The sequence below is a fragment of the Paenibacillus sp. JT22N7 genome, assembly GCF_059383875.1.
The window spans coordinates 117,680-132,934 of sequence record NZ_JBXENY010000014.1; the positions used below are offsets into that span (position 1 = coordinate 117,680).

Below are 15,255 nucleotides of genomic sequence, written 5' to 3' on the forward strand. Positions count from 1 at the left end.
TGCACCGTGCGGCACAAGGCGAGCCAGTTCAGCGCAAGCGTGCGCTGTGCTGGCTTGTTGCATTGATTGCATTGTTGCCCGCCGCTATTCTCGCACCGAACTTGAACCGAAAGGATTGACGTCATGATTGAGCTTCGTCAAGTATCTAAAGTGTATCCCAATCAGACCAAGGGCCTGAATAATATTAATCTCACCTTCGAACAAGGCGAGTTTGTCGCTGTTGTCGGATTATCGGGTGCAGGCAAGTCTACGCTGCTGCGCTCGATTAATCGGCTGCACGACATTAGCGAGGGCGATATCCTCATTAACGGCAACTCGATTACGAGTGCTCAGGGCCAGAATCTGCGAATGATCCGCCGCGACATTGGCATGATTTTTCAAAGCTTCAATCTCGTCAAACGTTCTACCGTGCTGCGCAATGTGCTGGCAGGGCGCGTCGGCTACCACTCCACTCTTCGTACGATATTGGGCCGTTTTCCCAAAGAGGATGTGGATTTGGCGTTTGAAGCGCTGGAGCGGGTCAACATTTTGGAAAAAGCTTATTCCCGCGCCGACCAGCTTTCCGGCGGACAGCAGCAGCGTGTCGCGATAGCACGCGTGCTGGCGCAAGAGGCCAAAATCATTTTGGCGGACGAGCCTGTCGCTTCGCTAGATCCGCTTACTACAAAGCAAGTCTTGGATGATTTGAAGCGAATTAATCAGGAGCTGGGCATTACGACGATCGTTAATCTTCATTTTGTCGATTTAGCTAGGCAATATGCGACGCGAATTGTCGGGCTGCGGGCAGGCGAGGTCGTATTTGATGGCCCTGTAGCTGAAGCTACAGACGAGCGGTTTGCTGAAATTTATGGCAGGCCTCTTCTTGAAGGCGAGCTGCTGGGAGAGGTATCGGCATGAAAAGCCCGCTTGAGACTGGAACAAGCCAGGCGCCCCGTCCCCTGCCGCCTACGCGCACGAAGCATGTGCTGACTACGCTGCTTATTTTGCTGCTGCTCTGGGGCAGTGCCGTGCAGACGGAAGTGAGCTTTAAGGAGCTGATTGAGGGCTTTCCGAACATGTTAGATCTGCTGCGCGAAATGTTTCCTCCCCGCTGGACCTACTTTGATAATATCGTGGACGGCATGCTGGAGACGATTCGCATGGCACTAGTAGGAACAACGATTGGGGCGATTATAGCCATTCCGGTGGCTTTGCTGTGCGCGGGCAATTTGATGCCGCATCGCTGGGTGTATTATCCGGCACGATTTTTGCTCAATTTGGTAAGAACGCTGCCTGACCTGCTGCTCGCCGCCCTGTTCGTCGCGGTCTTCGGGCTTGGGCCTGTGCCGGGCATTCTCGCGCTTGCTGTTTTTTCGGTCGGTTTAATCGCCAAGCTGACTTATGAGACATTGGAAACGATAGACCAGGGGCCGCTTGAAGCGATGACGGCCGTTGGGGCCAACGCTATGCAGCGCATCGTATTTGGAGTGGTGCCGCAAATTTCGGCTGCCTTTATGTCGTACGTGCTTTATACCTTCGAAATTAATGTGCGGGCAGCCGCCATTCTCGGCCTTGTCGGGGCTGGCGGCATCGGCTTGTTTTATGAAGCGACGCTTGGCTTTCTCGAATATGACAAAACCGCTGTTATTATATTATTTACACTGGTCATTGTTCTGTTTATTGATTTTGCAAGCACGAAGCTGCGGGAGAAACTACTATGACGACGAAAAATGGGGATTACCTCATCCAAAAACCGCGGAAAAACCCGCTTCGGTGGCCGATTATTATTGCGCTCGCGCTTGTTTATATTTGGGCGTTCTCTGGCGTTCCGTTTACTGGCTTTAAAGAGACCGCGGGTCAGATCATGAAGTCGATTATGGCGGGCATTTTTTCTCCCGATTGGGGTTATGTATACTTGCCTGAAGGCGAGGATTTGCTGCGGGGGCTGCTGGATACGCTGGCTATTTCGATACTCGGTACGGTGATTTCGGCTGTGCTTTGCATTCCGTTCGCCTTCTGGTCCGCCCGCAATATGAGCAAATATCGGCCGATTTCCGGCTCGGGCAAAATCATGCTCAGCTTCATCCGGACGTTTCCGGAAATTATTATGGCTATATTGTTCATTAAAGCTGTTGGTCCGGGCTCCTTTGCCGGCGTTCTCGCCCTTGGATTGCATTCGATTGGCATGCTCGGCAAGCTGTTTGCGGACGATATCGAAAATATAGATTTCGGTCCTTCCGAAGCGCTGCTCGCTTCCGGAGCGACGCGTTTGCAGCAGCTTTGGTTCGCTGTGCTGCCTCAAGTGCTGCCAGGTTTTCTGAACTACACGCTGTACCGCTTTGAAATTAACGTCCGCTCGGCCACGATACTGGGCGTCATTGGCGCTGGCGGTATCGGCACGCCGCTGATTTTTGCCTTGAGCACCCGCAGCTGGTCGCGGGTCGGCATTATTTTGCTCGGCATCGTTGTGATGATTACTGTCATTGACCTGATCTCCGGCTATGTGCGCAAGAAACTGGTGTGAGGAAAGAACGGGATAGTGCGGACAACAGCAGGAAGCCAGATGCCTGAGTGAAACATACCCTTTAGAGTAGGCATTGGAAAACCCATATGGGAACCAATGATGCTTTAAGGGGTACTTGTATAAGGAATGGCTCCAAATTAAATAACAACCGACAGAACACATACTAAATTTCATGAAAAACTTACCACACATTCATAGCGACTAGCAGTATGAAGAGCCAGTCTCCAATGGACTGACTCTTCACCATGTCAATTTAGCCTTGTTTTTTTAGTGCGATGATTTCAGCTTCAGACAGTCCGGATGCCTTAGCTATAATAGCTGTATCAACTCCAAGCTTGAGAAGTTCCAGAGCCATCTGGGCCGCTTTCCTTTTCTCGCCTTCAGCTAACGCTCCTTCAATCATTGAAGCTTCGTCATGAAGATACTTTTGTCTGTCTTCGTACAATCGGCGGGCCTCGGCATCCTGACTAAGAAATTCTAACGTGTCCATTGCTTTCCTCAAAACAGGCTCGTTCATCGTCAGCACCTCCCAATTGGATTTATCGACACCTTTCAAGAAGAGTAACCAGTTGACCAGTCCACCGCTCTCCACAGGAGCCGCATGATCGCTAAGCTTGGGCAATTCGAGAAAATGCAGTTCCATGTCATCTATAAGCGGTATACCACTTCGATCTTCACGCAAATGAAAAACGTTATGATATTGGTTGTTGGGCAGGAACGAGTAGTTCAGGATGTTGATAGTTACACATTTCTTCAACACTTTATATGATTGGCCCTCTTGAAGCTGTCCGCTGTATAGCTTGCTCCAGTAAAAGAGGGTACGTTTCTCGGTATCGTATTTGTTGAATAATTGCATTTCAACGTTGATAAGTTCCCCGTCCGTTGTTTTGCCGCGAATGTCCAATATCGACTGTTTGTCGCGGGGGGCATCTTTTTCGGTGTAAGGATTCAGCAGGATGATTTCTGTCAAAGGCGGTCTGTCAGCTTCTAAAAAGGTCTTGTTCAAGAAGGCAAGCAGAACGTCGCGGTTTTCCTCACTGCCGAAAATCCGTTTGAATAAAAAGTCATTACGGGGATCAAGCAGTTCATTCATCTGCATTCAGCTCCAATCAGTAATAGTATATCATGCTCACAGGTTCTTAAACACACCAAGCAAGCAGGCACGCAAAAATGAATTCGCGTACCAGCGTGAACTATTGTATTTTAATGTTGCAGAGTATTCGATTCGTCCGAGTTTACCCTAAAAACTGATACGGGGAACCGTACCATAAGTAAAGACTAAAACTTTTCTTAGGGGAACTGACCCAACAATACAATTAACCAAAATAACAACACTAAGTGATATATATACTCGTGTTGCTATCGTGTTTCAATACCCAAACTTCTATTACATACATGCTTTTGTTAGATGCTAAAACGATTTAAAATATTCGGATATCACGAATCCCCTTGTCCGAACAAGCTCTCGATCAGCTCCCATGTCTTCGAATGTGAAGATACATTAAAATCCTCCGCCGCCAATAACGTCAGTACGAACAAAAATCCAGCGATAACAAGCAGACTTATTTTCTGCCACCGCTTGTACATCGACATAAATCTCGGATAAATCAGCGAAATCGTAAAAATAATCATGACAACGATGGCTAGTATTTGCAGAGCTATGCGCATGGCGGGTTCTCCTGTCCTATCTTATACCTGATCAATTAAGCTTAAAGCTTCATCACCACATTTCAAAGGGAATAGGGACCTAAACCTTCCTATGAAAAATGAAGCACTCCTGCCGTTTTTAAGCCCCACCATACTTGAAAACCAAACCTCTTGTCCTGGTTATCCAATTGTGTGCCTTATTCAATGCCAACAGCCTGCCTTTGCCGGATTGATCCGACCAAAGCAGGCTGCTGCTCTTCCTATTTGGTTACGTTAACCTCCATTTGGCTGCTTTCCGTGATGCCGCTATCGTTGGATAGCTCGACGCGGTAAGTGTAACTGCCTACAGCGCGGTCCGTTAATGTCGTAGATGCGCTTTGAGCGCTCGGCGTATTTGCCGTCAGCGTCTGCGTATCAATCAGCGTACCATTTTCATACAAACGGTATTCGGTGGCGTTCGTTCCCCACCACATGTTCATCGTCACCTTGTAGCTGCCATCCCCGTCCCAGTTGTCATTGGACAGCACAGGCTGGCCGGGAAAAGCGTCCTTAACCGTTACAGTATGAGGGGTACAGCTCGTCGTACCGAAGGAATTAGTCAGCTCGCAAGTATACGTATAGGTACCGTTTGCTTTTCCGGTAATATCTACGGACGCCGACTGCGCAGACGGCGAGTTGACCGTTAACACCTTGCTAGCAATGAGCTCCCCATTCTCATACAGCTTATATACCGTACCATTTTGCCCATACCACAGGTTCATGGTGATTTTGTAGCTGCCATCCAGCAGCCCATTGTCATGACCGTTATTGTCGGACAGCACCGGCTTGCCCGGAATATCCGTTGCCTTCTCGGCTCCTGTCACTGTAATGACGACGGTTTGCGTCGTTTGCAGCCCGGCCTCATTGACCGCTGTCGCTGTAAAGGTATGCGTTCCAGCCCGGCCAGCCATGGACAGAACGTCGCCATTTACCACTGGATCGCCGTCAAAAGAAAGCGTCAGGCTCCGAATGCCTGATTCCGGATCTTCCGCCGTTACCGCCACCGTCCAGCTGTCGGCTTCGGTCATCTGCTGCGGCGGCAAGCCTGTAATAACAGGAGGGGTTGTATCCTCTTCCTCCTGCGGCGCACCCACATACTGAATGCGCGGCATTGGCGGCTCCTCCATACCTGCACCTAGATAGAAGCTAGTGTGCGGCGGCTGATTGTAAGCTACATTTTGCCATGCAATGCCAAGGCGATATACAGGATCATGCATCAGTGTTCTAATCCGATGCTCGGTTACATCGGTCGTCGTATAAATGCGAAGCTCCGAGCTGTCTGTAGAACGCCACATCACTTCCTCACGCCAGTCGCCGAATAGATCGGCCTGCAAGCTCGGATTGGCCTTCGTCGAGTTGTTCGAGGAAGCGCCAGTCGCTGTGAGCAGATTGACCGTCGTTTCATTGACATAATCCCACTTGTCGATCCGATTGCCATCCTGCAGCTCGCGCAGCAAATCGCCATCCCACCATACGCCAAAGTTAGTCGAGGAAGGGATTTTAGTCGTGATCAGCTCGCCGCGTGCATTGTACAACCCGGTGATGGGAATGTGCTGCTCATTCGTAATCGTTGCTGACCACATTTCTTCACCAATATGGTTGGGATCAATATCTGCTGACAGTCCGCGTCCGGTATCTATGCCGGTGAAGACGCCCCAAAGGATTTCTCCCATAGCCGCATCACGCATCTCCATGCCATACTTGGAATCCGTATGCTCATGCACGCCGAACACTTCCAGTCCCGGACGGGTAGGGTCCAAATCGCCAAAATGCAAAGCATCGCCATGACCAAGCCCTGTGTTGTATAGCGGTTTGCCATCATCGTCAATCGCCATCGCGCCAAACGTAATTTCATCCTTGCCATCGTTGTCTACATCGCCAATCGACAAGTTGTGGTTGCCCTGCCCGGCATAAGAGCCGTAGCCTTCGGTATTTGAATCAAATTTCCACTGCTGCGTCAGTTTTCCGTCACGGAAATTGTAGGCAGCCAACACCGTTCTTGTATAGTAGCCACGGCTGAAAATAACGCTCGGATGCTCACCGTCCAAATAGGCGACGCCCGCAAGAAACCGGTCGACTCGGTTGCCATATGCATCGCCCCATGCGCCGACATCGCCGCGCGGCGGATCATAGGCAACGGTATCCAGTGCACCGCCAGTCAAACCATTGAATACGGTCAAAAATTCCTGCCCCAGCAGCACGTAGCCGCTGCTATTGCGGTGATCGGCACTCGGATCGCCAATGACTCGGCCCAGGCCGTCAATCGTTCCATCGGCTGTTTTCATCGTTACTTCAGCGCGTCCATCTCCATCAAGATCGTAAACCATGAACTGCGTATAATGGGCACCGGAGCGGATATTTGGCCCCATATTAATGCGCCACAGCCGTGTTCCGTCCATTTTGTAGGCATCCAAGTAGACGATGCCTGTATAGCCTGCCTGCGAATTATCCTTGCTGTTGGATGGTGTCCACATGAGTACAATTTCCAGCTCGCCGTCCCCGTCAAGATCGCCAACGCTCGCATCGCCCGCATTGTACGTGTAAGGCTGGCCATCCTTTGTATAATCGTCGGCTGGCTTTTGCAGCGGAATGGACAAATACGATTGTGTCCACACGCCGAAATCGTCAGTCGCCGGCTTCTCCACGCCGTTCAGAACAGCCGTCACCTGATAAATGGAGCTGTCTGTTCCTTCCGTATCGAGCAGGTTCGTGCTGCCTGTTATCGGCTCCGCATTCACTTTGCTGCCATCGCGGTACACATTAAAGGCTATGGATGATGGATCAAGCCCAAGCATTCTCCAGCCAATGTAGTTGCCTTCAGCCTTCTTCACCGCAACCGGAGCACGGTCCAAATACTCCATATTGCGATACAAAGTCGTTACGGCAGACGTCTCCAAGCTTTGGGACAGCTCGGAAATGCCGCCCGCATTCACAGATGCAACCTTATAATAGTAAGGAATCGTCGTCAGCACCGTTGTGTCCGTATAGGCGGCTTCCGCAGACTTGCCAATTAGCGTGTAATCGCCATCCACCTTGGTTGCCCGGTAAATATAGAACACTTTCGCATTGCTGACCGCATCCCAGCGGAATGTCAGGTCATTTTTATTCGTTTCCACAAGCGTGAGGCCTGTCGGAATGGCTGCCGTTGGCACATTTGGATCAACCATCGACACAGCAAGCGCATTGGAGGCCACCGACTCAAGCCCCGTATGGTCAACGGCTGTCACCGTATACACATAATCCAGACCGACATCAGCTGTCGTATCGGCAAAGCTACGCGCTGCCGTCTCGGTCAAAAGCTCTGCACTAGCGGCTACAGCAGCCTGACGGTAGACGCGGTAGGCCGATGCGCCTTCCACAGCGTTCCATGCCAGGGCAGCCGTTACAGGCTCGTTCTCAAGCTCCAGTTCCGTCAGCGCTAGACCTGTCGGTGCCAGCAGCAGCGGCGTAATTTCCAGACCATTCAAATGAGCCGTTTGGCCGCTGAATACGAGGTTCATTTGACCATCCTTCACGGCAATCTGATTGAATACCCGCTCGGCAATAGACTCCTTGCCGGACGTAATCGTGCCGTAATCCTTCCCTTCAATATTGACATTGGTCCGTGTCGAGCCAATCCAATCGCCCGTATACGTTTTGACCGAATAGGAACCGTTCGGCAAATCGACCTTGAACTCATAGCTGGCATTGAAATAAGCCACAAAATCGCGTCTCAGGTCGTCCGTTCCCGCCCCCCGGTCGCGGTCAATCATGCCTGTGCTGTTCGTCAGCCCATAGCCGAGCTCAGGCGTATACAGCACATTGCGCGTAACTTCGGTGTACCCAGCAGCAACGGGTGCTCCTACCGGACCGAAATCAAAACGGTACTGCGCCGATTTGGTCGTGATCGATACTTCGCTGGATGGCAGCGATTCGCCGCGGCCATTAACAGCCGTTACCCGCACGTTATAAGACTTTCCTTCCAGCATTCCGCCGATGGTCAGGGTTGGCACCGTCGCTGTGCCAATCATTGCGTAAGCCGAATCAGGCTCGGAAGCCAGCTTGCGGTAAATTTTATAAATATCGGTGTTGTCCGAAGCGTTCCACTTCAGCACAGCACCGGCGTTGCTGACACTTCCTGCAACTAGATTAGCTGGCGCGTTAGGCACTGCATCAGGCTGTGCAATTTCGCGGACAAAATCCGCCAGCGGCACCGGAAGCTGTTCAATGCCGCCTGCCAGCAGACGAGCGATTTGAATGGCCCCGTATTCCTGGAAATGCGTATTGTCCGCAGAACCATTCGGGAAGGCCCCATAAATGCCTGGCTCCACATGAAGGAATACAGACAAGGAAGCTTGCGGGCCAATGGAGTTGTAGTAGGCGATACTGAGCGCACTCAGGTCAACCAGCTCCACATTCAGCTCGGCAGCTACCTCTTTCATGGCCTGCACATACTCTGGAAAGCTAATATTAAAAATGCCTGTGTCCGCATTGAAATCACGGCGGCCCATCGGCGTTACGAGAATCGGCGTCGCGCCGCGCTGTCTGGCACCATTAACGTAGGTTTTCAAATAGTTTTTGTAATCGGCTGGCGAAGCATAGCGCTCAGGAACACTAATCGTCGCATCATTGTGGCCGAATTGGACAAGGAAATAGTCCCCCGGACGAATCGTCCGCAGCACTTCATCCAGACGGCCCTCTACAATAAAGGATTTGGAGCTGCGGCCGCCAATGGCATGATTTTTGAAAATAACATCATTGCTGAAGAAGCGCGGCAGCATTTGGCCCCAGCCAGCCTGTGGCTCCCAATAGGGATCATAGGTCTGAACGGTAGAATCGCCCGCGAGATATACGGCCTGCCGCTCTCCAGGCTGACGCTCCTGCTGTTTCTTGATGACAAGCGCGTTCAGTTTGGGCGCGGACCCCGTAAATGCAAGATTGAGCTGCCCATCCACAAGCGCCAGCTGAAAGTCCATCTCCAGATATTGGCCAGCTGCTTTGCTAGTCAGCTGTACCTTCTGAATGGTTTCGGCCTTGATCGCGATTTCGGATGCTTCGGTCGCATCACCCGCAATGAGTGAAATCGTATAGTCGCCATTAGGCAGATCGACGTTAAAAACCCCATTATTCGGTGTAACAAAATCCGAGCGCAGCGAATCAGCTGTGCCACGGTTGCCTGAGCCGATATTCGAAATATCAGTAAAGCCGTATTTGAGCGCAGATGTATAGGCGGTCTCGGCTGTTACACGGACATAGCCGTCAGCAAGCTCGCCCGATCCAAAATCGAAGCGAATGGTATCGCCTTCCGGCAGTGTAGTAGGCGGCACATAGACAGCGCTCTCCACAACTGCGGAAGCTTCCGATTCCCCGTGCACGTTAGTAGCTTTCACAGTGTAAAATTGCGCCACAGACGTGTCGACGCCCGTATCCGTATAGGCAGGAACCGTCGTTTGGCCGATTTCTACAAACGGCCCTGCTGCCGCATCGGCACGCAGCACCTTATAGCCTTCCGCTCCCTCGACAACCGTCCAGCCCAGCACAACCGCCGAAGCTTGCACGGCGCTGATGCTGACTTGGCTCGGCGCGGCTGGAGCCGTAAGCGCCGGTATCGTTATCGCAGCGGTAGGGGCGCTTAAGACCGACTCCAGTCCAGCTGCACTGACGGCAGCGACGAAGTAGCTATAGCTGCTCCCTTCTGCAACGGCCGTATCCACATAGGAGGCAGCTGCCGTTTCACCTGCAAGGACAGGAGCGGCAGCGCCCTCTGAGCGATAGAGCTTGTAACGAGCCGCACCGGTAACCGGATTCCACGCGAGCGTCACATCCTGAGGCGTCACGCGTGTCACGGCAAGCCCGCCCGGCGCCTCAGGAGCAGTAGCTACTACCTGCTCAATGACGATGCCGTTCAAATAAGCGTAGCCCGTAGTCGCCGAAATATCGACCGTCAGCTGCCCGTCATTTACCGTGGTCCGGTACGTGCCATGAACGACCGCCTGACGTGTAGAAAGCGTTCCGGCAGCGACTCCCTCCAAGGCAATATTTGTTTTAGTCGAGCTTGTGCCCGTCAGTAAATCGCCCGAATACACGGTGACATCATATTCGCCATTAGGCAAATCCGCATAAAACGAAAACGAGGTTCCGAGGACAAAATCATTCGTCAGCTCATCTCCGCCGGAGCGGTTCCGGGATGCCAACGCGGCGCTCAGCCCGTAACCAGCCTCAGCCGTATACAGCTGCGATTCGCTTACGCCGATAAAGCCTTCCTTGACAGGACTTGAGGCTGTGCCAAAGTCGAATTTCTTCACAAGCTGTTCTACTGTGCTTGCGTAGGCCGTCTGCGATCCAAGCGGCAGCCCCTGCAAAATAGTGGTCCATAAAACCGCTGCGGCAAGCAGCAGAAACATTAGCCTTTTTTTACTTCTTAACATATAAAAAAATTCCCCCCATTTTCTCAATTGAAATGTTCATTCATTGCAACAAGGTTCGACTTGCGGGTAAACTGCGTATCCGTTTTTTAGCCTCAATATTAAGTAAGCGTTTACAAAATACCGCATCCTGCTGTACGATCCTAAGCTGTCTGTTCGTTATGAGGCCATCATCCCTCCCTGCTTCTATGTTTAATGGCTATGGCAATTAGTTGAATACGCTTTCAAATAGATACTAACGTTGTTTTTTGTGAAATAATAGCAAAAAAACCGTCTTTTTTGATTAAAAATCCGGTTTTCATAGCAAAGCTGCCGCCGAAGCAGCAGCCTCTGAGTATGTTGGAGCTTTTTAATAATGCCTATGCTGCTAAATGAGAGCCAACTAGATTTTGCTGCTTTCCTTCAGCTATAGACCGGATAAACAATGCCAATATCCAGCTCTTTTTCTAAACGCCCCTCTGTATAACGAAGCTGTTCATTCCCCTTAATCTCCAAAGCGAGCTCCGCTCCATCGTAGTGGACAACTCCATTAATCGTCCTAACGCTCATGCCGATCAAGCGGCTCAGCCTGCCTGCTCGATCCGTAACGGCGCGAATGCCGAACGGGAAACGCATATGCTCCTTCCCATCTAAATAAATGACAGACTCCTCCCGAGTATTGAGCAGCTCAAACGTCGAGCCATCCACGGTTCTGCTGTAGGCTGTGCTTCCGCCTGCCGGCTCATCGCCATGATCCATCGCATAAGGCAGCAGCCCCGTAAACCACAGCGTTCCATCTGGCGCAGGCAATATACCACATAATCGCTCTACATAATCCAGCACGCTCAGTATCGCTGGCGAATACGTTTCCGTATAGCCCTCCACCCCCGTCCATGGGCTAAGCGCTTGTGAAAACCGCGTCATATTGGCCATTGCCGACACAAGCGGATACATAACCCAGGTCAGCTCTACATAACGCTGATGCTTCTCGAACGCATGGGCAGCGCGAATAATGCTAAGAAAGTTAGTCGGCCCGCCCCAGCTGTTATAGCTGGAAAACGGATCAAAACGCGGATCATCCATCGCCATCGACGTAAACGGAAATTTAGCAAAAAACTTGCTCGTATTGAGCAGATAGCGCCTTAGCATCGTATCAAAAAAACGGCGGTCGCCCACCTCGCAGGCCATAACCCGCAGCAACACGTCCGACTGCACCTTTACCAGCTCATTTTGACGGTCGCGATCATAGAAGAAATGATCCGCTTCGTCAAAGCAATATTCGAACAGGCTTGCAAGCGAGGCCTCCGCCTTCCGCTTCCATTGCTCGGAGGGCAGCCCCAACTCCTCCGCTATTAACGCCAAATACTGCCGCTGGCAATATACATTAGCTGTTAGGTCTGGAGCCAAAAATGGCAAAATCGGAGAATCCGGCTGACAATGTGCCGCATCCCCCAAATGCGGCGTATCCGGCACATGCCAGAAGCGGGGCGACAAATCATGGCCCGTATCGAATGTACTGAACGCTTCTACACAGCCCGTCCCTCTCGTATCGCGGTGAGCCGCCAGCCAGTCGTCATAACGAGACATAGCGTCATACATCGTTTGTAAAAAAGCCTTGTCCCGCCCATGCAGCGCATAATGGTTCCAAACGCTGCGGGCGAGCGGCGTCACCAGCTGAATTTGCCGGTAAGACGGTCCATTCTCCGTTATTTTGTACGGAAATAGGCCATCCTCCCGCTGAAACGCGGCAAAGGAGAGATACGTTGTCTCCGATACAGATGGAATAAACCGGGACAACAGCTCTGCGTTTATCGTCCCTGTACTTTCCAGCCAGCAGCCTAAGTAGACGCCGCCCTCATGCAAAATCGGCTTCGGATTGCCGCCCGTCGGCACGATGCAATCCAGCAAGCGGCGCATGGCCTCCTCATGTACGCCTTCCAGCCGCCCTTCGGCTGCAGCAAATTTTACTCCGCCAGCTTCCCACTCGCTTATTAACGATTGATCGGAGGCTTTGCTCCCCTGCCCCCATATATGCTTTGCAGACTTGCTCCTAAGCCGTTCCAGCAGTTTTTCTTCCATTAATTTCGCCCCGCTTTCTACTAAAATGAACGATTTCAATTGGCACCTGCTAGGTTAAAATACGCGAGCACACTCGCATGCCGACCTTAGCCCCTTCTCCGCCCTTATCGGCTCTGACAACAGCAGGCTGCCTGACGGCAGCCCGAATGAACCTATTTATATTCCAATTAGCAGGTTAGCGCGGCCTTCACCTTTGCATTTCTCTTTGCTTTCGCCTTTGCCTTTTCTCCGCCTATAAGCTTCATTGCCTATTGATTTTTCGCAAAAATTTGCAGCGTGCCGTTGTAAAAATCGGCAACTGCCTGCTCTACCTTTTTACGGCCAAAACCGATTTCCTGAACCGTCGTCTCCGCCAGCTTGGAAAACTCCGCGAAGCCCGGAGGATTGTAGCTGACTGCGAAAGGCTCCGTTTTTGTCGCTTCCGAAACGCGGCTCGTATAATCATAAACGATACGGTCCGCGTCGCTCGCTTCGGCCTGCAGCGCCTCCCGATTTTTGGACGTAACCGGAACGCCGCGGTCATTGCCGAGCACCTTGGCTGCCTCTGGATCATTAATGAAGAAGTTGATCAGCATCGCCACTTCCTTCGGATGCTCTGTTTTTGCATAGCCCGACAGCCCTTGGCTCGACTCGAATACGACACCCGTTCCCTTCGCCCCCCTAGGCAGCTGCACCATCGTGAGCTTATCCTCCGTCAGCCCTTGATACGCTGCAAACTGGTTGGATGGTATAAGGCTCATCGCCACCTTGCCCGTGATGATTAACGATTTGCTAGGATCGCTCGGCGGATTCGATACGGCAAGCTCCGGCGTCACGACGCCGCCTCCCGCCGTTGTCGCTTCCCAGTATTTAAACCAGCTCAGCGCCTGCTCTTCTGTAAAGCCTGGCTTGCCTTCTGCCATGTTGTAAAGCTGCGCGCCATTTTGCTTAAGCGCAATATCCATGCCATCTACCGTAAAATTATAGGTGCCATATACGCCGTCGCCCAGCTTTTCAGACAGCTCCTTGCTAATGGCGGCGTAGTCGTCCCAGCTCCATCCATCCTGAGGCACCGCAATGCCTGCTTTCTCGAACAGCTTCGTATTAATCAGGATGCCTCTCGCATTCGCGCCAGCAGATATATGCAGCAGCTTGCCTCCCAGCGTACCATACTCCACCATCGACTCATCCATATCCGTCAAATCGAGCTCTTTGCCTACATACGGGTCAAGCTCCAGCAAAACCCCTTTATTGGCATAATCGACAACGTTGCCGCCGAGGAAAAAAACATCCGCCGGCGTACCCGATGCGAGCTGGGTATTCAGCTTGTCAAAATAACCGGATGAAGGCGCGAACTCGCCCTGTACCTTAATGCTTGGATTTTTTTTCTGGAATAGCTCCAGCACCTGATTTGTTCGGTCAGCCCGCCCTTGGTCTCCCCACCACATAATGCGCAGCTCTACCTGCTCCTGGCCTGTACTGCCGCTGCCAGCGCTTGCACCATTGCCCTCTCCATTATTGCCAGATGCTGCTCCTCCTGCTCCCGTACCTCCCGAGCATGCCGTTACAATTACCATTAATGCTGCCAGCATTGAAAATAGAATACGCCGCTTCATGCCAATCTCCCCCATTTTCGTTAATTTTGTTTGAGTAAAACGCTTACAACGCCATCTTACTTTAAACCTTAGCCTCAGCGCCTTTCATTATTTCGGCAGTTCATTTGCAATTTTTTCGGATCGCGTTATTGCCATATCGCTGACTCGCCGATTGCTAGCCATGAGGCCGCTATTTCAAGCCTGTCGTTGCAATCCCCTCCAGAAAATAACGCTGGAACGTCAGGAAAACCGCCGTAATGGGAAGCAGCGACAGCGCAGACATTGCGAGCAGCGCACCCCAATCCGAGGAGCCCGATGGGTCGAACAGCGCCCGAATGCCCAGTTGCACCGTGAACAGCCGAATATCGCTCAAATAAATCATTTGGCTGAAAAAATCATCCCATGTCCATATAAACGTAAAGATGGCCGTCGTAATCAGCGCCGGGACGAGCAGCGGAAGAATAATGCGGAAATAAATTTGTTTTTGGCTGCATCCGTCAATCGTCGCGCTTTCGTCAAGCTCGCGTGGAATGCCCCGGATAAACTGGACCATGAGCAAAATAAAAAACGAATCCGTCGCCAGCCATTTTGGCAGCACCAGCGGGTAATACGTATTAATCCAATGCAGCTCGTTGAAAATGACATATTGCGGTACCAGCGTAACATGATAGGGCAGCATAATCGTAACCAGCATCAGCGAAAACCATAGCTTGCTGAACTTAAAGGTTAATCTAGCAAAAGCAAAAGCAGCAAGCGAACAGGTAATAGCATTTCCAAGCACGCTCGTGAGCGATATTGCGAAGGAGTTGGCGAAAAAACGGCTGAAGCTGATGCCTTGGAAGCCGCGCCAGCCATTCACGTAATTTTCCAGCGTAAACGAGCTTGGCCAGATGCCCGGATCGGAAAAGATCAGCTGGTTCGGCTTGAAGGAGCTGCTGATCAGCCATAGAACGGGATAGATCATCAGCAGGCCCATGACGATGATCGGCACATGCCTCAGTACTTGCCCATATTTCATGCGGTTTGTCAT

Annotated in this window: 9 protein-coding genes; 3 read left to right on the forward strand and 6 right to left on the reverse strand. The window is 51.6% G+C overall.

The genetic code is table 11. From position 1 onward, the window contains the following. Positions 1-123 precede the first annotated feature (123 nt). The 3 genes from phnC to phnE (AC50Y5_RS29495) are packed head-to-tail and all read left to right on the forward strand — an operon-like array spanning position 124 to position 2,503. Positions 124-897, forward strand: coding sequence for a phosphonate ABC transporter ATP-binding protein (phnC, locus tag AC50Y5_RS29485; protein WP_494865002.1), 774 nt, complete (start codon positions 124-126; stop codon positions 895-897). Further along, complete coding sequence (gene phnE / locus AC50Y5_RS29490; protein WP_494865004.1) at positions 894-1,700, forward strand: phosphonate ABC transporter, permease protein PhnE; 807 nt, start codon at positions 894-896, stop codon at positions 1,698-1,700. The genes phnC and phnE (AC50Y5_RS29490) overlap by 4 nt, the downstream gene beginning before the upstream one ends. Continuing rightward, positions 1,697-2,503, forward strand: coding sequence for a phosphonate ABC transporter, permease protein PhnE (gene phnE / locus AC50Y5_RS29495; protein ID WP_494865006.1), 807 nt, complete (start codon positions 1,697-1,699; stop codon positions 2,501-2,503). Before phnE (AC50Y5_RS29490) ends, phnE (AC50Y5_RS29495) begins: the two co-directional genes overlap by 4 nt. A gap of 253 nt (positions 2,504-2,756) precedes the next feature. On the opposite strand, the gene AC50Y5_RS29500 is transcribed toward phnE (AC50Y5_RS29495), so the two are convergent. From AC50Y5_RS29500 to AC50Y5_RS29525, 6 genes are all read right to left on the reverse strand, one after another. Further along, the gene (locus AC50Y5_RS29500; protein WP_056035158.1) at positions 2,757-3,596 is read right to left on the reverse strand and encodes an Rpn family recombination-promoting nuclease/putative transposase; all 840 of its coding nucleotides are present in this window, start codon (positions 3,594-3,596) and stop codon (positions 2,757-2,759) included. Positions 3,597-3,940: 344 nt separating this feature from the next. Beyond that, positions 3,941-4,171 carry a hypothetical protein gene (locus AC50Y5_RS29505; protein ID WP_056035160.1) on the reverse strand — a complete coding sequence of 77 codons (231 nt, stop codon included), beginning with the start codon at positions 4,169-4,171 and terminating at the stop codon, positions 3,941-3,943. A 239-nt stretch (positions 4,172-4,410) separates the two neighbouring features. Beyond that, positions 4,411-10,596: a rhamnogalacturonan lyase family protein gene (locus AC50Y5_RS29510; RefSeq protein ID WP_494865009.1), complete on the reverse strand. Its 6,186-nt coding sequence runs from the start codon at positions 10,594-10,596 to the stop codon at positions 4,411-4,413. A 399-nt stretch (positions 10,597-10,995) separates the two neighbouring features. Continuing rightward, positions 10,996-12,651, reverse strand: a complete 1,656-nt coding sequence (locus AC50Y5_RS29515; protein ID WP_494865042.1) for an MGH1-like glycoside hydrolase domain-containing protein — start codon at positions 12,649-12,651, stop codon at positions 10,996-10,998. A 248-nt stretch (positions 12,652-12,899) separates the two neighbouring features. Then, complete coding sequence (locus tag AC50Y5_RS29520; protein WP_494865011.1) at positions 12,900-14,246, reverse strand: ABC transporter substrate-binding protein; 1,347 nt, start codon at positions 14,244-14,246, stop codon at positions 12,900-12,902. Between the two features lie 169 nt (positions 14,247-14,415). Then, a complete protein-coding gene (locus tag AC50Y5_RS29525) occupies positions 14,416-15,255 on the reverse strand; it encodes a carbohydrate ABC transporter permease (protein ID WP_056035168.1) in 840 nt (279 codons plus the stop codon).